At 41.4% G+C, this 22,823-nt stretch carries 18 protein-coding genes and 1 tRNA gene; 10 read left to right on the top strand and 9 right to left on the bottom strand.

Annotation, left to right across the window (positions count from 1 at the left end; translation table 11 throughout):
- Window positions 1-168: 168 nt before the first annotated feature.
- A complete protein-coding gene (locus H6G76_RS06720) occupies window positions 169-888 on the bottom strand; it encodes a hypothetical protein (RefSeq protein ID WP_190697369.1) in 720 nt (239 codons plus the stop codon).
- A gap of 373 nt (window positions 889-1,261) precedes the next feature.
- On the opposite strand from H6G76_RS06720, the gene H6G76_RS06715 reads away from it, so the two are divergent.
- The 6 genes from H6G76_RS06715 (at window position 1,262) to H6G76_RS06690 (ending at window position 6,280) form a co-directional block, all read left to right on the top strand.
- Window positions 1,262-1,807, top strand: a complete 546-nt coding sequence (locus tag H6G76_RS06715; protein ID WP_190697801.1) for a GNAT family N-acetyltransferase — start codon at window positions 1,262-1,264, stop codon at window positions 1,805-1,807.
- Window positions 1,808-2,060: 253 nt separating this feature from the next.
- A tRNA-Pro gene (locus H6G76_RS06710) sits at window positions 2,061-2,134 on the top strand.
- 658 nt (window positions 2,135-2,792) lie between these two features.
- Entirely contained in the window at window positions 2,793-3,590 is a 798-nt protein-coding gene (locus H6G76_RS06705) for a Tic22 family protein (RefSeq protein WP_190697366.1), read from the top strand.
- 96 nt (window positions 3,591-3,686) lie between these two features.
- Window positions 3,687-4,610: a peptide chain release factor N(5)-glutamine methyltransferase gene (gene prmC / locus H6G76_RS06700; protein ID WP_190697363.1), complete on the top strand. Its 924-nt coding sequence runs from the start codon at window positions 3,687-3,689 to the stop codon at window positions 4,608-4,610.
- A gap of 100 nt (window positions 4,611-4,710) precedes the next feature.
- The gene (locus tag H6G76_RS06695) at window positions 4,711-5,286 is read left to right on the top strand and encodes an L-threonylcarbamoyladenylate synthase (protein WP_190697360.1); all 576 of its coding nucleotides are present in this window, start codon (window positions 4,711-4,713) and stop codon (window positions 5,284-5,286) included.
- Between the two features lie 52 nt (window positions 5,287-5,338).
- A complete protein-coding gene (locus tag H6G76_RS06690; protein WP_190697357.1) occupies window positions 5,339-6,280 on the top strand; it encodes a sensor histidine kinase KdpD in 942 nt (313 codons plus the stop codon).
- On the opposite strand, the gene H6G76_RS06685 is transcribed toward H6G76_RS06690, so the two are convergent.
- The 6 genes from H6G76_RS06685 to H6G76_RS06660 form a co-directional block, all read right to left on the bottom strand.
- Complete coding sequence (locus H6G76_RS06685; RefSeq protein ID WP_190697354.1) at window positions 6,231-6,689, bottom strand: GNAT family N-acetyltransferase; 459 nt, start codon at window positions 6,687-6,689, stop codon at window positions 6,231-6,233. The two genes, H6G76_RS06690 and H6G76_RS06685, sit on opposite strands and share 50 nt — an antisense overlap.
- Window positions 6,690-6,803: 114 nt before the next feature.
- Entirely contained in the window at window positions 6,804-7,196 is a 393-nt protein-coding gene (locus H6G76_RS06680; RefSeq protein WP_190697351.1) for a hypothetical protein, read from the bottom strand.
- A 66-nt stretch (window positions 7,197-7,262) separates the two neighbouring features.
- The gene (gene secF, locus H6G76_RS06675; protein WP_190697348.1) at window positions 7,263-8,231 is read right to left on the bottom strand and encodes a protein translocase subunit SecF; all 969 of its coding nucleotides are present in this window, start codon (window positions 8,229-8,231) and stop codon (window positions 7,263-7,265) included.
- The gene (gene secD, locus H6G76_RS06670; protein ID WP_190697345.1) at window positions 8,228-9,640 is read right to left on the bottom strand and encodes a protein translocase subunit SecD; all 1,413 of its coding nucleotides are present in this window, start codon (window positions 9,638-9,640) and stop codon (window positions 8,228-8,230) included. The genes secF and secD overlap by 4 nt, the downstream gene beginning before the upstream one ends.
- A gap of 158 nt (window positions 9,641-9,798) precedes the next feature.
- Entirely contained in the window at window positions 9,799-10,782 is a 984-nt protein-coding gene (locus H6G76_RS06665; RefSeq protein ID WP_190697342.1) for an alpha-ketoacid dehydrogenase subunit beta, read from the bottom strand.
- 233 nt (window positions 10,783-11,015) lie between these two features.
- Entirely contained in the window at window positions 11,016-11,306 is a 291-nt protein-coding gene (locus tag H6G76_RS06660) for a DNA-binding transcriptional regulator (RefSeq protein WP_190697339.1), read from the bottom strand.
- Window positions 11,307-12,140: 834 nt separating this feature from the next.
- Between H6G76_RS06660 and H6G76_RS06655 the strand changes: the two genes are divergently transcribed.
- Window positions 12,141-15,392 carry an EAL domain-containing protein gene (locus H6G76_RS06655; protein WP_190697336.1) on the top strand — a complete coding sequence of 1,084 codons (3,252 nt, stop codon included), beginning with the start codon at window positions 12,141-12,143 and terminating at the stop codon, window positions 15,390-15,392.
- A 91-nt stretch (window positions 15,393-15,483) separates the two neighbouring features.
- Here the strand turns inward: H6G76_RS06655 and hemB are convergent, their stop codons facing one another.
- Window positions 15,484-16,464, bottom strand: a complete 981-nt coding sequence (hemB, locus tag H6G76_RS06650; RefSeq protein ID WP_190697333.1) for a porphobilinogen synthase — start codon at window positions 16,462-16,464, stop codon at window positions 15,484-15,486.
- Window positions 16,465-16,750: 286 nt separating this feature from the next.
- The gene (locus tag H6G76_RS06645) at window positions 16,751-17,092 is read right to left on the bottom strand and encodes a DUF4870 domain-containing protein (RefSeq protein ID WP_190697330.1); all 342 of its coding nucleotides are present in this window, start codon (window positions 17,090-17,092) and stop codon (window positions 16,751-16,753) included.
- A gap of 142 nt (window positions 17,093-17,234) precedes the next feature.
- On the opposite strand from H6G76_RS06645, the gene prfC reads away from it, so the two are divergent.
- The 3 genes from prfC (at window position 17,235) to H6G76_RS06630 (ending at window position 22,413) form a co-directional block, all read left to right on the top strand.
- Entirely contained in the window at window positions 17,235-18,863 is a 1,629-nt protein-coding gene (prfC, locus tag H6G76_RS06640; RefSeq protein ID WP_190697327.1) for a peptide chain release factor 3, read from the top strand.
- Window positions 18,864-18,971: 108 nt separating this feature from the next.
- Window positions 18,972-21,239 carry a M48 family metalloprotease gene (locus H6G76_RS06635; protein WP_190697324.1) on the top strand — a complete coding sequence of 756 codons (2,268 nt, stop codon included), beginning with the start codon at window positions 18,972-18,974 and terminating at the stop codon, window positions 21,237-21,239.
- Window positions 21,240-21,924: 685 nt separating this feature from the next.
- Complete coding sequence (locus tag H6G76_RS06630) at window positions 21,925-22,413, top strand: RNA-binding protein (protein ID WP_190697321.1); 489 nt, start codon at window positions 21,925-21,927, stop codon at window positions 22,411-22,413.
- Window positions 22,414-22,823: the final 410 nt, after the last annotated feature.

The following is a 22,823-nucleotide window of genomic DNA, read 5'->3' as shown; positions in this document are numbered from 1 at the left end:
CTTAAGGATGGGTACGACTAAATACAAAAGTAGAGACTAGAGATTAGAGATTAGGGGTTAGGAACTAGTATTTTCATCAGCACTTTTAAATCAGCTATTCATAAAAAAATTACACAACCAAACATGAAAACATTCTTCTCTAGCCTCTAGTCCCTATCCTAAGCACCTCTATTTCCCTAACAATCTCTGTCGGACTCCTTCAGCAATTTTGTGTCCTAAATATTCAGGAATCAAGCTTTCATTCGGCCCTAACAAATAGAGAATCAGCCGTGTACGTCCCCGCCAAACTAGTAAATTAGCATTGACTACTAAAAGATCTTCCTGCCAGATGGCGTACATCACTTTATAAAATAATCCTGGCTGGTTATCTGCTTCAATCACCAAAGCCGGTAGATGAAATACTGGATCGACATAAAACTCAGTTTGTACTTGCTCTAAGCCTGCATCTAAATTAAATTCTACCGCTAGCATTTCCTCTACCTCAAACCGCCCTCCTAAAGCCTCCCGAATAGCGCGACAAACATTTTCTGCGGTTTTATCCGTCAAAGCTTTGCTACCACGAGACACCAAAAGTTTGATAAAAACCAACATTGGTGGGCGGATTTGTCCATAAAGACTCAGACCGTGGATGGTCAAACCGTAAGCCGCCAGGACACCAAAAATATCACTGAGGAGAAACGACTGGTTGCGGTAGGCAAAATGCAGCGCGCTTTTACTACCTTCCGGCTTTAATTCGATAACAGCGCGTTTAGTTTTATAGAGACGGTAAGCTAACCGCAAATTTTGCAGTTGAATTTCGCTACTGACAAATTGCTCATAAAACTGGGGAAACGCTCGGTTAAAGCGTTTTAGGAGTTCTAGTGTCGAAGATTTTAAACCAGAAGCCATCGTTGTAGGTAGACTCGCTTGCTTTTGTCGCCTGGGGGCTGGGGACTAGGTAAAAAGTAGATATTGGGGGTTAACAAAGAGTATTCCCCATAAACAGTATTTACTACCTAATTCCTGGTTCCCCTTTATATACAATTGACTCTCATAACTTCGTCTTTTGGGGAATTTCTTCTAGGCTTTACAACAAAATGCTAAAGTTGAAAATGATTGGTATGAAACACGCTTAGGAAAAGCTATTGCCATTGCCTATCCCAAGAAAACTCGAAAAAATTCGGTGTTTGGGGTATAAAATGGTATTTGCTTGATAAAACGTGAATCATCACTCAAAAAGAGTGGTAGCCTATCTCAGTTATATTACCCGAACCACGTTGGCATGGGTTTTTGGAAAACTTGGTTTAGTACTCCTGAATCTGTAGCGATAAGTAAAACAACCTCTGATGAACATACAGCAGAAGTTGACAGTAGCTCTAGTACCAATAGTGATGCAGCGTCACGCAACGCAGAACGCATCGTTTTTAGTACGGAGCGAGACATCGACTTGTATGAATTAGAAGAACTGTGTGATGCAGTTGGTTGGTCGCGCCGTCCCTTGAGAAAAGTCAAAAAAGCTATTGAGCATAGTTTTCTCGTTGCCTCAATGTGGCAAGTGCGAGGAAACCAAAGGCGGCTCATTGGTTTTGCCCGTGCTACTTCCGATCATGCATTTAATGCCACGATTTGGGATGTAGTAGTTCATCCAGATTTTCAAGGTAAAGGACTGGGTAAAGCCTTAATGAAATACGTACTCAAAAAGCTCAGAAGCGAAGAAATCAGCAATGTCACTCTCTTTGCTGACCCTCATGTTGTTGATTTCTACCGGAGTATGGGTTTTATGTCCGATCCTGAAGGTATTAAAGGAATGTTTTGGTACCCTCATTAAAAATATTTAGTTCTCAATGCCACAACTTACTTCAAGCCAAGCCTAGATACTTGTGCCACAAAGTTGGATGAGAGCAAAAATTTTTGGTTAGGACAAGAGAAACATAAGTAAGGCGTACTTTACAAATATATGTTAAACTTAGTATAGTAATGTGGCTGGTGTGGTACGATAGTAATCTTGAAAGTTCAAGTTACTTTTACCTGCTTTCTAATTTTGTTAAATTAGCAAGCCAGCAAAACTTGACTAAGACCTTCGGGATGTAGCGCAGCTTGGTAGCGCGCCTGCTTTGGGAGCAGGATGCCGCAGGTTCAAATCCTGTCATCCCGATTTTAATCTATACTTTGCAAAATATCCTATCTAAGAGTTTTTTTATTAGATAGGATATTTTTTGAGAATTTTTAAGTCACAATTAGAATTTACTATATTTGAACTCAGCCGGGAATGGGGTTTGTGTAGTAAGTTTGACAATTAAATAGTAAATATTACAGTAAAAAATAATTTCATTTATTTAATTTTAGTCTTCAGTTTAGGAATTATAGCTCTAATATGAGAATCAGCTTGAAATAGCTCTAGGTATTGATTTAGGCAGTAATAAACTAAATAGATAAATGGAACGAATTACTTGGCGATCTCGTCACCTGTTTTTGAAAAAGCCAACAAAATGTCACTAACTGTCTCAACGGTAAACAAAATTTTTAATTCCTTGAAGGCGGCCTATAATAGGCATTTATAATTCTTGTGCAGGAATTCAGTCAAAGCAAAGTTGAAAAAAGCAGGTTGCATCCCAGTTAACTGGAGACAAAATCTCATAGAAGTTTTCAAGAATTTAGAAACATCAAGTTTTGCGAGTTAATTGCGACCATGTAACAGGAGTGCGGCTTTTTTACATCTCAAATGGATTGCTATATAACTAAAAACAAGTTAATACTGTGCAAATCCAACCATTAGTCTGACTTAATTAGAAGCATTGACACTAGGAGTAGTCATGAAAGCATTAGTTCGCTGGGGCGCAACATTGGGTATCGCTGGTAGCGTAATTTTTGGGGGAATATCGGAAGTAGGAACATTGCGGGCAGTAGCCTTGCCACAAAATGAGATAGTGAAAAAGCTACAGCCAGTACCCGTTTTTACTCTGGTTAACACCAAAGGCGAATTCTTAGTTATCTCCAGAAACAACGAATCTAAGCCTATTTCACAAGTCGGGTTTTTTATCAGCAAGCAAGATGCTCAGAAATTTCTAGATGTGCGGATTAAGAAAGAAAACCCTAAGTTAGCCAGTACGTTCCAGGTAAGACCTCTATCTTTAGCAAATTACTATCAGATAGTACAAGAAGCTAAAAACAAAAAAGATTCGACAATTTATACTTTAGTACCAACACAACAACAGTTAGAATCAGCAAAAACTCTTCTGAATCAAAACGGTCAAAAAGTACAGCAATTTAACGGTATTCCCTTGTTTATACCGAAATTGAAAAAAGGTTATCTAACCATTCCTATTCCCCAAAGCAAAGAGCGGTATGTCCCTTTATATTTCGAGAAAGAACAAGCCACAGCTTTGTTAGACGAATTTAAAAAAGCTGTACCACAAGAAGCTAAGGATGCGGGGATTGAAGTAGCGGATTTATACAGTGTGATTGATACTCTCAATAAGAGTAACGATCCAAGTATGAATAAATTTATTCTGTGGCCATCACGGGAGTCTATAAACTTTCTCAGCTCACTAGCACCCAAGCCAAACGCGCCTAATCCAGCACCAGCTAATAGACCTGCTCCTAAAAAATAATTAATTTAGGATTTGCACAATGTATATCCGAACTCTACCAAAAAATCATGCTAGTGGTGGTATAATTCCCAGTCTGCAAAGTCAAAAAGTTCCAGCATGGTAGAGCAACAGGCGGTAGTGTCGGGTATAGAACTTTGGCAGTGGCGGAATCAAGCAATGCAAGCTGCGATCGCCACTGCTGTACCACCATATGAAGTTGATTGGCTGCTGCAAGAAATTGCTGGTTTAGACCGCTTGGCACTACGTTTAGAGTCTTTCAAAGACTGGTCGGAAATTCCAATCGCAATGTCTCTAGCAGACTTAAATCAGCTTTGGCAAAGACGATTGCGCGATCGCTTACCAGTGCAGTACATTGCCGGAGTTACACCTTGGCGACAATTTAAACTGGCGGTGTCGAGTGCGGTTTTAATTCCGCGACCAGAAACAGAATGCTTGATTGATTTAGCTGTGGCAGCTATTAGCTATAGTGCGGTAAATCCACCCTTAGACAGAGGACACTGGGTAGATTTGGGAACAGGCAGTGGTGCGATCGCCATTGGGCTAGCAGACGCGTTACCTCAAGCCCAAATTCATGCTGTTGATTACAGTCCCGCAGCTTTAGAAATTGCCCAAACCAACGCCCAAAATTTGGGATTTGCTGACCAGATTCAGTTTTATCAAGGTTCTTGGTGGGAGCCATTGGCATCTTTGAAAGGACAAATTAGTGGTATGGTTTCTAACCCGCCATATATCCCTACAGCAACGGTGGCTACCCTAGAACCAGAAGTCATGCAGCATGAACCACATTTGGCCTTAGATGGTGGGGCTGATGGGTTAGATGACATTCGTCATTTAATCGAAGTCGCTGCCAATTATTTGCGGCCTGGTGGCGTGTGGCTGATTGAGATGATGGCAGGACAAGCCGATACAGTGCGAGAACTGCTGCAAAGTCAAGGTAGCTACTGCAATATTCAAATTCACTCTGATTTGGAGGGGATTGAACGTTTTGCTCTAGCTTATATGAAGGAAATAGGCGAATGAATTCGCCCAGGCTGCTCATATAGGAGTTATGAATTGTGTGAAATAAAAGCGAAAATACAAAAAATCGCTTTTTTTCCATTCATAACTCCTAACTTTTATCGTGACCCTAGTTAACTTAGAAACCCTCATAGCTGGCGCACAAGCTGGCCGCTTAGTGAGTTTTCCTACTGATACTGTACCTGCGCTGGCAACTTTACCAGAAAAAGCAGGATTAATTTTTGCTGCTAAACAGCGCAGTCAGGATAAACCTTTGATTTTGATGGCTGCTAGTGCCGAGGATTTATGGCCTTATGTCAAAAGTAGTGAGCATGAGTATGAAATTTGGCAACAAATAGTGAAAAAATATTGGCCGGGGGGATTAACGTTGGTGTTGCCAGCAAGTAACCACCTGCCTCCAGAAATGAACCCGACTGACCCAACTACCATTGGTATTCGAGTACCTGACAATGCGATCGCACGTTCTATTTTGGCGAAAACCGGGCCTTTAGCCACAACAAGTGCCAATTTTTCTGGTCAACCGCCGCTACAAACAATGGCTGAAATTGCTGTTCAGTTTCCTGATGCTTTGGCGTTGGCAACAACAGAAGCCTCAGGTGGTGGTGTACCTTCTACCGTTGCTAAGTGGACAGGGACGAATTGGCAAATTTTGCGACAGGGTAAAATCACACTGGATTAATCTGTGATTTTGTATGATTGTGTTTTCCTAAAAAGTTATTAATCGCCAAATTATGAATTGGAGCAATTGGGTATATATCGGAGTTGGATTAGTATTGGGAATGGGTTTAAGCCAGTTATTGGCAAGGTCTAGAAATAACGCCTCTGATTCATCTCCCATAGAATCACAAGAGCAACCAAGTGTGCCAGAACTGCTACAAGAAATTAAGCAAACGCAGCTAGCATATCAAATGGCACAGGAAATGAGCCAGTTTAAAGCGGGTTTTTTGGCGCGGACTACCCATGAACTGCGATCGCCTCTCAATAGTTTAATTGGCTTGCATCAATTAATTTTGTCAGATTTATGTGAAAATCCGGAAGAAGAACGCGAATTTATTCAACAAGCTCACGAAAAAGCTTTGAAATTGCTCCATTTGATGGATGAAATTCTCAGTGTAGCGAGAACAGAATACGGCACGAATAAATTAAATATTCAGCCACGCTCTTTAGAAACAATTTTTCAGGAAGTTAAAGATTTAACTTATATGTTGGCCGCCAACCGCAATTTTTCATTGCGCGTGTCGCCCGTTGAGCCAAAAATTTATGTGTTGGCAGACCACCGTTGGCTACGCCAAGTATTAGTTAATTTAGTAGACACTGCTATTAAACAAATGGAAGAAGGGCGTATTGACCTTTCCAGTAGTGTTTCACATACCAGTAATACAGTTCATATTTATTTGGATGTGCCTAGCCATGCATTCCCTAAAAGTGAACCGATTGATTTAATCCAAAATAGTAACCAGCCTCCTCAAAGTAAAGATGAGCAGGACAATTTATCGCCAGGAATGAAGCTATTACTCAATCAAACTCTATTAGATGTGATGGGAGGAAAGCTAGAAATACATTCTATTACAACGAAGGAATCAATTGAACAGCTTACTAGGGTGCAAATTTTTGTCCCCCTAGCTATTCCTGAAACTGTAGTTCCGCAGCCGATAGAGAATCAAGTTGTTTAGATTGGTTTAGCACCATAGTTGTGGTGGTGTTGGGTTTGAAACCAATTTTTTCGTAAAATCCTTGTTGGTGAGTTGTCATTAAGTAGACTCGCTCAACCCACCTCATACGGGGATGGCTCAACACAGTTTCAACTAACTTACTGCCTAGTCCGGTTCTCTGATAGTCTGGGTGAATTACGACATCCCAGATTGTAGCGCGATAGATACCATCAGAAGTTGCTCTTGCAAAGCCAATAAGTTTTGTGTCATCCCACAAAGAAATTACGGGGTCGCTGTTGGTAACGGCTATGCCTAAATCCTCAATACTACGTCCTTTGGCCCAAAACGTTGAAATATTAAATAACTCTTGGAGTTGGTAAAGGTCTACATCAGAGTGGCGATCGCTAAATTTAATCTGAGAATAGTTCATTTGTAAGCACTCAATTGCCGTAATAAGTATTTTTGCTTTTGTTTAGTCATATTGTGCTAAATATTTTTGCATAGGTATATCTACAAGTAAGTATAAATTTATCTAATGCAAGATTTACTGACAAATTAACTTCCATAGCGGATGAGAAGGCCCTTGCTGGCGGATTCGACAAACTTGTTTTTCTAAGCGTTCCTTTTCTTCCTGTGGTAGTCCAATTAAAATATTGCGACTTTGCCACACTAAAACTGCAACGGTCATTCCGATGCAAAAACTTAAACCTAGGGTAGACAGTGGATGATATATAAGTCCATATCTTACCGCTACCCAGGTAAAATACTGTTGCCACAAAGCAATGTCTGAGCGTAAATCCCACAGGCAAAACGGTACAATTGTCAGCCATAGAAAAGTAACAAACAACCATCTGCCGTATACAGTCAGCTGATGTAGTTTCTGAACTTGTTGAGCAAACAATGGGTCAGTTATTGGTGGCTGTTGGGATTGATCCATATTTCGAGAAGCAGGAGATTGATGAGTGGAGGGTACAGCATAGGCAAGACAGAGAATAACTTTTGATTAATTCTCCGCAGATGTATCAATTGCTTCGCTGCTTGTTGCCAGGGTAGATTGACCTGTACGTTCTCGCCACCAAGCAAGGAGAGTGCTGGCAATAAAAATACTGGAATAAGCACCCATTGTGAAACCGATGATTAATGCCAAAGAGAAATTTCTGAGCGTTTCTCCACCAAAGAAAAAGATGGCTGATAAGGTGAGCAATACTGTTAAAGTCGTATTAATTGACCGCGCCAAGGTTTGATTGACCGCATCATCTACAATTTCAGCAATTGGGCGGTTGGGATGGGTTTTGGTTGTTTCGCGGATGCGATCGTAAATTACTACTGTATCGTTAACCGAGAAACCTGTAATTGTCAGTAGGGCAACGATGAACAGGCTATCAACTTCAGTACCAAAAACCAAACCCAAAATTGAAAAAGACCCGACCGTAATCAAAATATCGTGGAACAGCGCAACGATCGCAAAAATGGCAAAGTCCCATTGAAAGCGAAAGCTCATGTATAAAGTAATGCCCAAAAAGGAAACTACCAGGGCTATGACTCCAGAACGAAAAAGTTCTTGTCCTAAGGTAGGCCCAACAGAATCTATTTGATTTTTTTGCGGATCAAAAGCCCCTACTTTTTCACTTAAAGCATTTTGTAACTGGGTGCGTTGGTCTACATCTAGATTCTTTGTCCGAACCGATATACCATTTTCCCCAACAATTTGAATGCTGCTGTCACCTAAACCTTGGGCTTTGGCTACATCTCGAACGGTTGTGATATCAATTGCTTTGTCGCAGTTACCTGGTTTTGTACAATCGCGCTCAAACTGTAACCTTGTACCACCAACAAAGTCTAAACTTGGACGCAGGGGAGAGCGAATTTCTGGGTTCTGCCAAGAAATTACCATTGCAATGATACCACTGAGGATGATGACACTAGAAATAATCCACCAGAGCGATCGCGATTTATTAATACTTAGTTTCATTTAGCCACCTCAGCCTTATTCGATACTGGCACGTTAGGACAGTAAAGTTCAGGTTTCCGCAAATTAGAAAGGGAAATTGCCAAAAACAAAAATGTCCGACTACAGGTAATTGCAGTAAACATACTAACTGCTACCCCCAAAGCCAAAGTTAAGGCAAAGCCTTTCACTAAGCCAGAACCTAACCAGAACAAGGCAGCACAAGCAATCCAGGTAGTAACATTACTATCTAAGATACTGGAGAATGCGCGGTAAAAACCCGATTCCACAGAACGATACAAGGATTTCCCTGCTTTTAATTCTTCCCGCGTCCGTTCAAAAATTAGCACATTGGCATCAACTGCCATACCAATACTTAAGATAAAACCTGCAATTCCTGGCAGGGTCAAGGTTACACCCAACAAGGCAAAGCAAGCCCAAGTCAGGAGTGAGTAAATTACTAATGCGATATCGGCAATTAATCCTGGTAAGCGATAGTACACGATCATAAAAACTAATACTAAAGCTAGACCACCGACCCCAGCATAAATACTGCTTTGAATACTGTCTTTACCTAATGTTGCACCTACAGTCCGTCTTTCGGCAATTTCTACGGGTACAGGTAAAGCACCACCACGCAACTGTACACCTAAATCGTTGGCTTGTTGAGCGGTAAAGCGTCCTGTAATTACGGCTGCACCACCAGTAATCCCAGTCGCAGCAAATTCAGGGCCAACAACAGGCGCGCTGATAAGTTCGTTATCAAGAAAAATGCCAATACTGCGACCCGTACCTGCAAGATTTTTTGTGATTTCGGCAAATAATTCACCACCCTTTTGGTCGAAGCGAATGGCAACATTCCAATTGTTACCTTGAGTGGGTTCACCGTAAGCATCTTTGAGGTACTTACCATTGAGTGGGGGGTCGGTGCTTTCAAACAATTCTAGAATTGCTTGATTATTTTTTTGTAATTCTTCTTGATTTTTGGCAATTGCTGCTTTGTCGCTGCTATTCCGCAATTCTTGTTGCTTGGCTTTCAGTTCTGCGCGCGAGGATTGAAAGGCAAACACTTGAGTTTCTGTTCCAGGTTTTTGTTTGCGAAATTCTAATTGTGCTGTTCCACCTAGCACTCTTTCTGCTTGTTCTGGGTCGTTTACCCCTGGTAACTGGACTAATATTTTGTCTGCACCTACGGTTTGGATAACTGGTTCTGAAACACCAAGGCTGTTAATTCTGCCCTCAACAACCTTCTTCACCGCATCCAATTCACGTTCAGTGATTTGTTTAATTTCTGGAGTGGGTTTTACCTGGATTGTAAGTTGGGAACCTCCCCGTAAATCCAGACCCAAAGGCACAGGAATTGTGGCAATCACCGCGATCGCGGCAATTACCAAAACTAAAATTAAAGCTAATACCGACTGCTGTCTTTGCATACCATAACTCGCAACTGACAAAGGCTATAATAACGCTCTTTGATTGAGTTATGAGTAAGAATTGGGAGTGGGTAGGGGCGGGTTTAAACAGTGATTCTGTGGGGAGATGAAATTCTTCATGAACCCGCCCCTACAGTTTCTTCCCTATTCCTTATTCCCTAAACTCGCATTGCGACCATTTTCTGCACAGCTTCGACGATTTGCTCTGGCTGAACAATGGTGAGACGTTCCAGATTACCGTTGTAAGGCGTGGGAATATCTTGAGAAGAAAGACGCAAAACTGGAGCATCTAATTCGTCAAACAAGCGATCGTTAATTGAGGCGGTTAATTCTGCGCCAATACCCCCAGTCCGCATACACTCTTCAACGATAATTACTCGATGGGTTTTGCGTACTGATGCGCCTATGGTATCAAAATCTAATGGTTTTAAGGATATTAAATCAATTACTTCTGGATCGTAACCTTGTTTTTCTAAAGGTTTCACAGCTTGCATTACATGATGGCGCATCCGTGAGTAAGTCAAAATTGTGACATCTTTACCGCGACGCACCACTTCAGCTTTATCCAAGGGAAGGAGATACTCTCCTTCTGGTAAATTTTCTTTCAAGTTATACAGCAGTACGTGTTCAAAGAACAGCACTGGATTATCATCGCGGATGGCTGATTTTAGCAATCCTTTGGCGTTATAGGGTGTTGAGCAAGCAACAATTTTTAATCCTGGAACAGCTTGGAAGTAAGCTTCTAAGCGTTGGGAGTGTTCTGCACCTAGTTGTCTACCCACACCACCAGGGCCACGAATTACCATTGGAATTTTAAAGTTACCGCCGGAGGTATAGCGCAGCATTCCGGCGTTATTCGAGATTTGGTTAAAGGCTAAGAGCAAAAAGCCCATGTTCATACCTTCAATTATCGGTCGCAACCCGGTCATGGCCGCCCCGACTGCTATACCAGTAAAGCTATTTTCGGCGATGGGAGTATCTAAAACTCGCAAATCACCATACTTTTTGTATAGGTCTTTGGTAACTTTATAGGAACCACCATAGTGTCCTACGTCTTCACCAAGCACGAATACACTGGAATCATGCGCCATTTCTTCATCAATGGCTTCGCGCAGAGCGTTGAAAAATAATGTTTCTGCCATTTAAACCTTTAGTTCCGACTGTTGTTTTAAAATCTTATCGTGCCTTCGTGACCAATACCGTGAGCGATCGCACTAGTAAAACTATGACTTGAGGATAGAGGTTAGAGATTAGAGAGTCTCAAACATTTTTTTAACTCTAGCCCCTAGCCCCTTTTTCCTACACCAGATTTACTCACCCAAGCTATCACCATAAACTAGATTTTATCAGTGGCTATGCTACACTTAGCAGCCTATCAGGTGCAAACTGGTGAATCCGTCATCTGAGCTACCTGATTATCAGGAAAGCGTTTTGGTCTGCCAGGTTTACGCTTATGCCGTTGATTTATTGACTTTTCGCTCGCGGCTGCCAATTCTTCTGGTGTACATCTGAACAAACGCAAAGCATCTAAATATTTTTTTGGTGTCATTGTTGGTTCGGTGCGTCCGGCTTCCCAGTTACGAACACTCGTCTCACTGATTGCAAGCCTGAAGGCTACCTCTGCACGGCTAAGTCCAGCACGCTCTCTCAGGACTTGCATATCCATAATTCCATGCTCCCCTTAAAATAAATTATAAATTATTTATTAAATCAATTGGCGTTTCAGCCAGTTGCCATTAATTTGTCAATCATTTTATTTGATTAGCAATCGCCCGTTCCTCTAGCAAACGAGGTAATTCCTTTAGGAAATAGGCATAAAGGTTAATACCGAGTAGCAATCCAAGATAGTAACTTGGGCTAGGAGTAGGGAATAGGGAGTGGGGAGTAGGAGTACTATTTCTATACGCTTGGTATCAGTAGTTGAGATCGGTTGTAGGGGTATAGAGTTTAGGAGACTTCTTTAGGACTTACGCAAAAACTCTCTCAAACTCTTACGTCTTCGTGTACTTTGTGTCCTACCCTGCGGGTTCGCCGTCAGGCGTTCTCGTACTGCTAAAGCAGAACCCGAAGGGTAGAGTAGCCGCTTGCGTGTCTATGCTGTTCGTTCTTCTTTATCCGTGCGTAAGTCCTATTCTTTTAGAAGTCAAAAACAGGGTGTGGGGCAGGGCTTGTACCCACTGGTTGTTAGGGCTGTCTTTTTCCCCACACCCGCCCCAACGGGGCTTGCTCAAAAAAAATGGTAAGGGGGAAATAGTAACATTTTTTCCGTTGTCTCCACCGACTGACAATTAGCGGTAAGCGAAGCCATACAGTTAGGCTGATCGCAACAGTAAATTGTTCTGAAAGTTCTCAATCTTGTAGCAATTGATAGCACACTGGGCCATGAATTTTGTGCCAATTTTTAAAAGAAAAAAGTTTCGCAAATGTACTGTGTTAAGTCAGATAGCGAAACAGGCATCATAAAAATCTAAATTAAAGTATTTTTAAGATTTTTACACGAATGCTTATATCTTCTACCGCTTTGACAGAGGCTGATCTGGAATTAGCGATTGTTCGTAATCCTTTGATGGTTTCGCCAGATACAACTGTAATGACGGTAATTACTCAAATGAGCGGTATTCGGGATGTTTGTCCATCTTTTAAAGCAACAAATACTGAAATTGATGCCATACATATTGAAGCACGCTCAAGCTGTGTATTGATTGTAGATGGGAATCAGCTATTGGGTATTTTTACGGAACGAGATGTGGTGCGCCTCAGTTCTCAAAAGACATCCTTTGAGAATATATCCGTCGCTGAGGTAATGGCACATCCGGTTATTAGCTTGCATGAGTCTGCATTTACCGATCTATTCTTTGCGGTCAATTTACTTCAGAAATACCATATTCGTCACTTACCACTGCTCAACCAACAGAATCAAATTGTGGGACTGCTAACTCATGAAAGTTTACAGCAATTATTACGTCCCATAGATTTATTACATCTCCGCCGGGCAGCAGATGTGATGACATCTGGGGTGATTTGTGCTGTTCCTAGTGTTTCTATGTTAGATATCACGCGTCTGATGGCAGAACATCAAGTAAGCTCAGTGGTGCTAATAGAAGAACAAGTTAACAAACTACAAAATAAACTTCTACAATTACCGATTGGCATTGTTACAGAGCGAGATATTGTTCAATTTCAAGCCTTAGAACTAGATTTTGAAGATATTCCAGCACAAGTTGTGATGAGTACTCCGGTTTTCTCAGTCAAATCTGAGGATTCTCTGTGGAAAGTACAGCAGATAATGAAGCAATATTTAGTAAAGCGAATAGTAGTAACAGGAAATCAAGGAGAGTTGTTAGGGATTGTTACTCAAAGCAGTATTTTGAAAGTACTTAGTCCTTTGGAGTTAACTAACTTAATTGGATTATTAGAACATCAAGTATGCCGGCTAGAAGCAGAAAAATTAGAGTTGCTGCAAAATCGTAATACCGAATTAGAGCAACAAATTCAAGAACGTACAGCCAAACTAAAACTCAAAGCAGAGCGAGAACAATTGATGGCAACCATTGCGACTCAAATCCGTTCTTCTCTTAACCTACAGGATATTCTTCAAACAACAGTTCAACAAGTGCAAGCTGTATTAGGGTGCGATCGCGCTGCCATTTGGCAATTCCAATCAGATGGCGGCATAGTTGTAGTTGCAGAAACGGTAAATAATGGTTGTCTTTCTTTGCTGGGTCAATCTATTTACGAGCTAGATTGTGCCGCTAACTGGATTACTTTATATGGCAATGAACGAATTAGGGTCGTGTCTGATATTTATACGACACATATGAGTGATTGCCACCGGGAGCTACTAAAATCTTTGCAGATTCGGGCAAAAGTTTTAGTGCCAATTATTCATGATGGTAACATTTGGGGATTGCTCAATGTAGTTGAATGCCATACACCTAGAGAGTGGCAAGCCGAAGAAATCACTCTATTACAGCAACTTTCAACTCAGTTAGCGATCGCTATCCAACAGGCTACTGCTTACAAACAACTACAAACTGAACTAGCAGAGCGACGAAGGACTGAAGCGCATTTACGCCAAAGTGAACAACGTTATGCTTCTTTGACAGCCGCCGCTCCCGTTGGCATTTTCCGAACAGATGCTCAAGGTAAATGTATTTACGTCAATGAACGCTGGTGCAAAATTGTCGGGCTAACTCCTGAAGAAGCTATGGGTAATGGATGGGTGAAAGGACTTTACCCTGATGATCGAGAAAAGGTTTCTCATGAATGGTATTTTGCGGCTTTAGAAAATCGACCTTTTCAGCTAGAGTATCGGTTTCAACAGCCTGATGGTGCTGTGATTTGGGTATTTGGACAAGCTGTTGCCGAGTTCGATCTCACAGGGCAAATCATCGGGTATGTCGGTACTATCACCAATATTAGCGATCGCAAACAGGCAGAAGAAAAACTTTTTTATCTCGCACTGCATGATCCTTTAACTGGCTTACCCAATCGTAACTTACTCATGGAACGTTTGGAATTAGCCATTCATCGAGCCAAACAAATTGAAAATTATCATTTCGCAGTTTTGTTTCTTGATTTAGATCGGTTCAAAATCATTAATGATAGCTTGGGACATTTAGCTGGCAATGAACTACTAATAATCATCGCTCAGAAGCTAAAATTCACAATTCGTTCAATAGATTTAGCATCTCGATTAGGTGGTGATGAATTCGTCATTTTACTGGAAAATCTCGCAGGGATTGAAGAAGCAGTTATAGTTGCCGAGCGGATATTAGCAAAATTTAAAACTCCATTCATGCTCAATGGCTATGAAGTGTTTATCGCTACTAGTATTGGAATTGTTTTAGGTAATCAAAAGTATCATCAAGCCTCTGATTTGCTGCGAGATGCTGATATTGCGATGTATCGTGCCAAAGCTCAAGGCAAAAATTGCTATAAAATTTTTGATTCCCTAATGCACACTCAAGCGGTAAGAAGACTTACATTAGAAAATGACCTACGTAAAGCTTTAGAACGACAAGAGTTTATTGTTTACTATCAACCAATTATTGATATTCAGAAAAACCATTTGATTGGTTTTGAAGCATTGGTACGTTGGCAAAATCCGACTCGTGGATTTGTTTGTCCTGGAGAATTTATTGCGATCGCAGAAGAGATAGGGATGATTGTGAATTTGGATAAATGGATTCTTTACACTGCCTGTCAACAGCTTGCTACTTGGCAAACTCAATTTCCTGATCACAATTCTCTAAAAATTAGTGTCAATCTCTCAGTTCAAGATATTCGTAAAAATACTCTAGTTAAAGATATAGAAGATATTTTATCTCAAACAGGGTTAAGTGGTCATTGTCTCACATTAGAAATTACTGAGAGTATCTTGATTGAAAATATCAATGAATTCATAATTGTTTTAGAACAATTAAAAAAATTAGGTATCCAAATCAGTATTGATGATTTTGGTACAGGATACTCATCACTCCATTACCTCCATCGATTACCTGCCGATACCTTGAAAATTGATCGTTCTTTTATCCATCAAATGGAATCAGAAAATCGCAATTATCAAGTTGTCAAAACTATCATCGCACTCAGTAATCAGTTGGGATTAGCAGTCATAGCCGAAGGAATTGAAACACAAAAACAGCTTCAATTGCTACAGGAACTTGATTGTGAATTTGGACAAGGTTATTTGTTTTCTCAGCCTTTAGCTGCTGATGAAATTGAGTCAAAATTTCTCAAACACTATTAAACAATCTCACGCCTAAACACAAAAACACAAAGATAAACTCTGCGCGATTATGCCTCTGCGTGAGATTCCAAGAGAACTGACAAAAATCAACCTACCGCAACCAACGTGCAGCATCTTTGGCATGGTAAGTTAAAATCAAGTCTGCACCAGCACGTTTAAAGCTGGTTAATGTTTCCATAACTACACGCTCTTCATCAATCCAGCCGTTGAGAGCCGCCGCCTTAATCATGGAATACTCGCCAGAAACATTGTAAGCCGCAACAGGTAAATTACTCGCTTCCTTCACCCGCCAGATAATATCCATGTAAGCCAAAGCTGGCTTCACCATCAGCATATCCGCGCCTTCGGCGATATCCAATTCAATTTCCTTAATGGCTTCCCGCGCATTACCAGGATCCATTTGATAGGTTCTTCTGTCGCCAAATTGCGGTGTTGATTCGGCTGCATCTCGGAATGGGCCATAATAAGCCGAAGCATACTTAGCAGCATAAGACAAAATCGGCGTATCTTGGAATCCCGCTTCATCTAGTCCAGCACGAATTGCTTGGACAAATCCATCCATCATCCCGGAAGGCGCGATGATATCTGCACCAGCTTTTGCTTGCGAAACTGCTGTTTTTTTGAGCAATTCTAAGGTGGGGTCGTTTAATACCCTTCCGCTCAAGTCACCAACTTGCAAATAGCCGCAGTGACCATGACTGGTGTATTCACACAAGCAAGTATCAGCAACCACAATCAAATCTGGTACTGCTTCTTTAACAGCAGTCGCAGCTTTCTGCACAATGCCACAATCATGCCAAGCACCAGTAGCATCTGTATCTTTATCTTCAGGTATACCAAATAAAATAATGCCGGGAATTCCTAAGTCATAAACTTCCTTAGCGTCTTCCACGATTTTGTCTACCGATAGTTGGTAGACTCCAGGCATAGATTTGACTTCCTTGGCAATTCCCGTACCTGGTACGGCAAACAGAGGGTAAATCAAATCACTTGTGGTCAGGACAGTTTCACGTACCATCCGGCGCAGTTGAGGATGGCTACGCAGACGGCGGGGGCGTTGTATGGGGAACATAATGTTTTGTAAGGAATATAATGCGATGGACACAACACAAAGCGTCACAAAAGCAGAGACAAACTCTGCCGCAGTCGGACAGACTACAATCAGTGCTTAACTGTCCTTTGCCCTACTTTTGATGAAACTGTAGGGCAATTTTGTATTTTACTGCTTGGTTGTCGCTTAATATAGCTAACAGTTTGGCGAAGAAATATTAATTTTTAATGCTCACGCATAGACACTAAGGCGCAGAGAGTTTTATCTTGCGAATGCTGAATTTTTTTTAGCAATTACCATGTTTGTGCTATAAGACGCGGAAAATGAAGGGATAGCGAACAGGTTGATCTGGATTGGTTAGTACGCGAGCGATCGCCCAAATTGTTAGTCCCCAATGCAGCAAATAGCCAATACCAGCTAAGGGAAATAACAAACCCAAAGTTAGCCAAATCAATGCTGTAATAATAATTCCATAAATCCAAACATTTAGATGGAAATTAATAGATTCTTTGGCATTTTCTAGTACTACCGGATCGCTAGAGATAAACAGCATAGCAATAGGTATGCCGACGGATACAAAAGCCGTACTGAAAAAAATGGCTCCATGACACAAAGCAGAGAAAAGCTTTCTCTTGTCTGGATCGTACATTCTTTTCTCCTCTTCACTCAGGTTGTTGGTAATATTACGACCCTATCACGAGCCTTGTTGTTTTAAGATTAAAAGACTTACTAAAGTAGAGAAAAATTAAGTTAAGTAAAGTAACAAGGTAACGAATACATTTAGGTCAACTATGTCAACTGAACTTCAGTCAGAACTTCTTCAAGCAGTAGAACTGCGACGCAACTTTGCAATTATTTCTCACCCTGACGCTGGTAAAACTACACTCACCGAAAAACTGCTGCTGTACGGAGGTGCAATCCACGAGGCTGGGGCGGTGAAAGCTAGGCGGGCGCAGCGCAAGGCTACCTCAGACTGGATGGCAATGGAACAACAACGGGGAATTTCCATTACCTCCACTGTATTACAGTTTGAATATCAAAACTGTCAAATTAATCTCTTAGACACACCCGGACACCAAGATTTTAGTGAGGATACATACCGAACTTTGGCCGCTGCTGATAATGCGGTGATGTTAATTGATGCTGCTAAAGGCTTAGAACCGCAAACCCGCAAATTATTTGAAGTCTGTAAACTACGGGGTTTACCGATTTTTACCTTTGTAAATAAACTCGACCGTCCGGGTAGAGAACCTTTAGAACTGTTAGATGAAATTGAACAGGAATTAGGGTTGCAGACTTACGCGGTCAATTGGCCGATTGGGATGGGCGATCGCTTTAAGGGTGTATTTGATCGTCAGCAACAACAAATTCACTTATTTGAACGTAGCGCTCACGGTAGCAAAGAAGCCCGCGACACAGTTGTTGATTTAGGCGATGCCACAATTGAACAACTGTTAGAAGAAGACCTATACTATCAACTCAAAAATGATTTGGAACTGTTAGAGGGAGTCGGCCCGGAACTAGATTTGGAATTGGTACATCAAGGAAGAATGACACCAGTGTTCTTTGGTAGCGCCATGACCAACTTTGGGGTAGAGTTATTCCTCAAGTCGTTTCTTGACTATGCCCTGAAACCAGGTGTTCATAACAGCAGTGTTGGTGAAGTTCCGCCTACTTATCCAGAATTTTCCGGCTTTGTGTTTAAACTGCAAGCCAACATGGATCCAAAACATCGCGATCGCGTCGCTTTTATCCGGGTCTGCACTGGCAGGTTTGAAAAAGATATGACAGTCAATCATGCGCGCACAGGTAAAGTTGTGCGTTTATCTCGTCCGCAAAAACTTTTTGCTCAAGAACGAGAATCGATTGATGTTGCATATCCAGGTGATGTAATTGGTTTAAACAATCCCGGCGTGTTTGCGATCGGCGATACCATTTACACAGGTCAAAAGCTGGAATATGAGGGGATTCCGTATTTTTCACCGGAATTATTTGCCACACTGAGAAACCCCAACCCCTCGAAGTTTAAGCAATTTCAAAAAGGCATTTCGGAATTGCGAGAAGAGGGTGCTGTACAAATTATGTACTCAACTGATGAATCTAAACGCGAACCAATTTTGGCGGCGGTTGGTCAGTTGCAATTTGAAGTGGTACAGTTTCGTTTACAAAACGAATATGGTGTAGAAACTTATTTAGACTTATTACCTTACAGTGTTGCCCGTTGGGTAGAAGGTGGTTGGGAAGCTTTGACCAAAGTGGGACGTTTATTTAATACCACCACAGTCAAAGACAGTATGGATCGACCAGTATTGCTATTCCGCAATGAATGGAATTGCCATCAGTTACAAGAAGACCATCCTGATTTAAAATTAAGCGCGATCGCCCCGGTATTTTATGGTCAAGAACCAGTGGAATCATAATTCATTTTGGGTAGACCAATCGGGTATAGTTGATGTCCACGGCATCGCGGGGTCGCGTTGTGATACAACCGTGAATCAGTTAGCAGAGATTGGAGTGCCAGAATTTCTATGCCTTCACGTGCTGAATCATCTTTGGAGGCTGGTTTAACTGCCCTCAAGCAAGGAAATTACCAAACAGCGATCGCTCAACTAGAGTCTGTAACTAGTAGTCAAGTCAATGGCACTACTAGCTTACAAGCTCGTGTTGGTTTAGTAATGGCCTATGCACGCATTGGCGAAATCCGCAAGGCGATCGCCCTATGTGAAACTTTAAAAGAAAGTCAAAATAGCCAAGTTCAAGATTGGGCAGAACGCGCTCTTGAACATTTAGCAAAAGCTAAAAAACGGAAAAAAGTTACCAAAAAAGCTGAAACTGGCTTTGTTGCTTTTGACAATTCCGAAGCTCAAAATCGTCAAAGCTCGACAGTATCTCCAAGGGAAAGAGCAAAAGAAACGACAAGCCCTCATTATCGAGCATCGATACCACCAGAAAGTTTAGAAAATAATTACATTGAAACATCTATAGTGCCTCAAGGTGGCTACAACCTAGCCACAAGACCTGGTGCGTATGTTGAATCTGAAGGCTATGCACCACCTCAACCACAGATTTATTGGCGGCAAGCTAAACGCGCTAAAGTATGGCAACCCCTACGTAAACCAAGTTTGCACCCCTTACGCTTGCTAGGGTTGGGAACAATCGTGGCTTTGTTTTGGGTGCTGCGGGCAACATTGGAATTTGCAATGGCATCTGTAAACTTGATTTTGGATAAGCTGCCTTATCTAGAACCATTGCAGTTGCTATACCGTGACCCCAAATTTGTAGTGCTAGGAATTTTGTTAAGTGCGATCGCCTTGTCGCCTTGGCTACTAGATTGGTTACTAGCCAGATATTATGGTCAGGAACCTTTGTCTAAAGATAGCTTACACAATTACAGCCGCGAAACAGGCAGGGTATTACATCGTTATTGTCAACAAAAACGTTGGCAGTTACCTCAGCTAAGAATTTTACCAATATCTGCACCCATAGCACTGACCTATGGCAATCTTCCCCGCAACGCTCGAATTGTGGTTAGTGAAGGGCTACTACATCAACTGGCAGATGACGAAATTGCTACTATCTACGCCACACAGCTAGGACACATTGCTTTTGGTGATTATTTGGTGATGTCTCTGGTTTTGTTGATTACGCTACCAATTCACAGGCTATATCAGCAAATATCAGATTGGGGCAATGGTATACCTCCAGGTTTTTTGCGCTGGCCGTTTAATATTTTGGCTAGTTTGAGTTACGGTATTTGGTGTTTATTTACTGGGCCAGCTTTATGGTTCTCTCGGTTACGGCTTAATTATAGCGATCGCCTAGCTGCCGAAATCACTGGTAATCCCAACGCTTTAATTCGTGCTTTACTCAAAATCGCTATTGGTATTGCTTTTGATGTTCAAAAAGCCCAAAAAACTAACTCTGAATTAGAAAGTTTAAATTTGTTGATGCCTGTAGGCTACAAACAAAGCTTATCTTTGGGTAGTGTTGTTGGGCATATCCCTTTTGAATGTGCCTTGATGTGGGATCATCTCAATCCCTATGCTCGTTGGTTCACTATAAATAATAGTCATCCTTTAATCGGCGATCGCGCCCAGATTTTGTGCCAAATAGCCCGCCATTGGCACGTAGAAACCGAACTCCATCTCGCTCGGCAACAGTCTATCAAAACTACCCGCCAATCTTTCTTACGCCAAATTGCTCCTTTTGTGGGTGTTCCCTTGGGTTTTATCCTTGCGGCTTTAATTTGGCTGAGTTGGCAAACCGCTTTTTCCCTGAAGTTTTTAAACTTGAAATGGATTTACGAAGATTGGAATTTTGTGAGTGGTTGCTTACTGATTGGTTTTAGCATCGGGTTAGTAATTCGGATGAATGCCTTTTTTCCTGATATCAAAACTGCCAATGGGCAAGCTGATGATAGTTTATCTAACTTGATGGCTAATCCCTCCAGTCTCCCCATTGATAGCCCTAGTGTGAAACTTGTGGGTAAGCTATTAGGCCGTCCTGGAACAGCCAATTCCCTAAGCCAAGACTTAATCCTCCAGTCCAGCACAGGTTTAGTGAAATTACATCACGTTCCTTGGCTGTGCTTGGGGCAGAAAGTCAATCCTCAAGATTTGATTGGTCGGCAAATTACGGTTACAGGTTGGTTTCGTCGCGGCGCAACACCTTGGATTGATATCCACACTTTGCAAACTCAAGGCGGAAAAACTGTTTATAGCCATCATCCAATTTGGTCAACCATTTTGGCAATAGCAGCACAAGCTTGGGGTGCTTATATATTCCTCATTGGTTAAAAAATTGGGAGTTGAGAGTAAGGAGTGGGGAGTAGGGGAGGCAGCGCGTTGCGGGGGTTCCCCCCGTTGTAGCGACTGCCGTGAGCAGGGGAAATAGAGAATTACTAATGACAAAATTTGCAACATTTCTTCACAAGTGTTACATTTATTAACAATATCCCTAGCAACCGTCATAATTCAGCATTCCAGCTTAGTTATTATGAGCGGCTACTTGCGCCAATGGATCTTTTTATCCTCCCAACACAGCAGCAAATTGACCAGCCATTGGCTGGTTTTTGTTTCCAATATCCGTTATTGAGAAAAAAATGTATTTTATGTTACGATCTACACGCAATCTAGTGAGAAATGTATGTTCTGAACTAGCTACGTAGAAGATACCGTGATAATGTAAGGAATGGTGTTAAATTCTGCGGGCAAGGACATTAAAAAAAATGTTTACTGTGGCAGACAGTAGGCTAATTAATTTACAAATTTTAGAATTAAGGTGGTATTAGCTGCGCGTTGTGTGCGCTTTCCTAATAAAAAAGCTTTATCCAAACGAAAAACTGTATTGTATAGTTTGGCAGTTTGGATTAAAAGAAATTGGTTTATGGCAATTTTTGGTTAATAGCATCTATTTAAAAGCCAAAGCCAAGTGATTGTTCTCTTGCCTTGCTACGTTCATCAAACTCTGGAGGTATAGTTCATGTCTGTTCGCCTATATATAGGCAATTTGCCAAAAGAAGAAATAGATCGTCAAGACCTGCAAGCAGTTTTTGCAGCCGAAGGCGATGCTGTGACCACGAAATTAATTAAAGACCGGAAAACCGGCAAATGTCGTGGTTTTGGTTTTTTAACCGTCAACAACGATGAACAAGCTGATCAAATTATTGAAAAATATAATGGTCAGATGTTCAAAGATACCCCAATCAAGCTAGAGAAAGCATTGCCCCGAACAAAGGGTGAAGAAGGCGAAGAGCAAGCTCCTAAAGCGGCTACTAGCAGTCCTGTTCCTAGCAGCAATAAAGACAGCAACCGTCGAGACAAAGGCGCTAAGAAGTCTAAACGCAGTGGTGGTGGACGCAGCGAAAGTAGCACTAGTACTACTGACTCTGATGCTATTCGTCCAGATCCGCGTTGGGCATCTGAGCTAGAAAAGCTCAAGCAAATGCTGGCAGCACAAACCACAAATTAAGCCTAATGGCCGAAGTTAAAAATTAAAAATCAAGTTTATGGTTTTTAATTTTTAATTATCTATGAATCCCGATTTAGTCAATCAAAAGGTGAGTGGCGGCTATTGTTGTCAGAGCGATCGCAATTGTTGAGTGTAATGTGGTTAAGGTATAGTTGCTCTATTTTAGAGATGCTATTGCTGATTTTGGGGGTAATTACCCAAAAAGAAAGCAATAAAGTTTTTTAATTATCTCTAGCACATATTGACAATTAGATCAATCATCCATATTCAGTCAACAATTGCGTATTTTAATGCCTTAGACATAGCCTTGGTTCAACTCCATTAGGTTTTTTCAAATCTTCCAGAGTTCCGAACCGTCAGCGTGAGAGCAAATTACATTCTTACACTAAAAAAGCTTAACTATTCAAGCA

The organism is Nostoc sp. FACHB-152 (assembly GCF_014697475.1).
In the GTDB taxonomy this organism is placed as follows: domain Bacteria; phylum Cyanobacteriota; class Cyanobacteriia; order Cyanobacteriales; family Nostocaceae; genus Nostoc_B.
The sequence above is the reverse complement of the archived record's forward strand: the minus strand, read 5'-3'. Positions and strand labels throughout refer to the sequence as shown.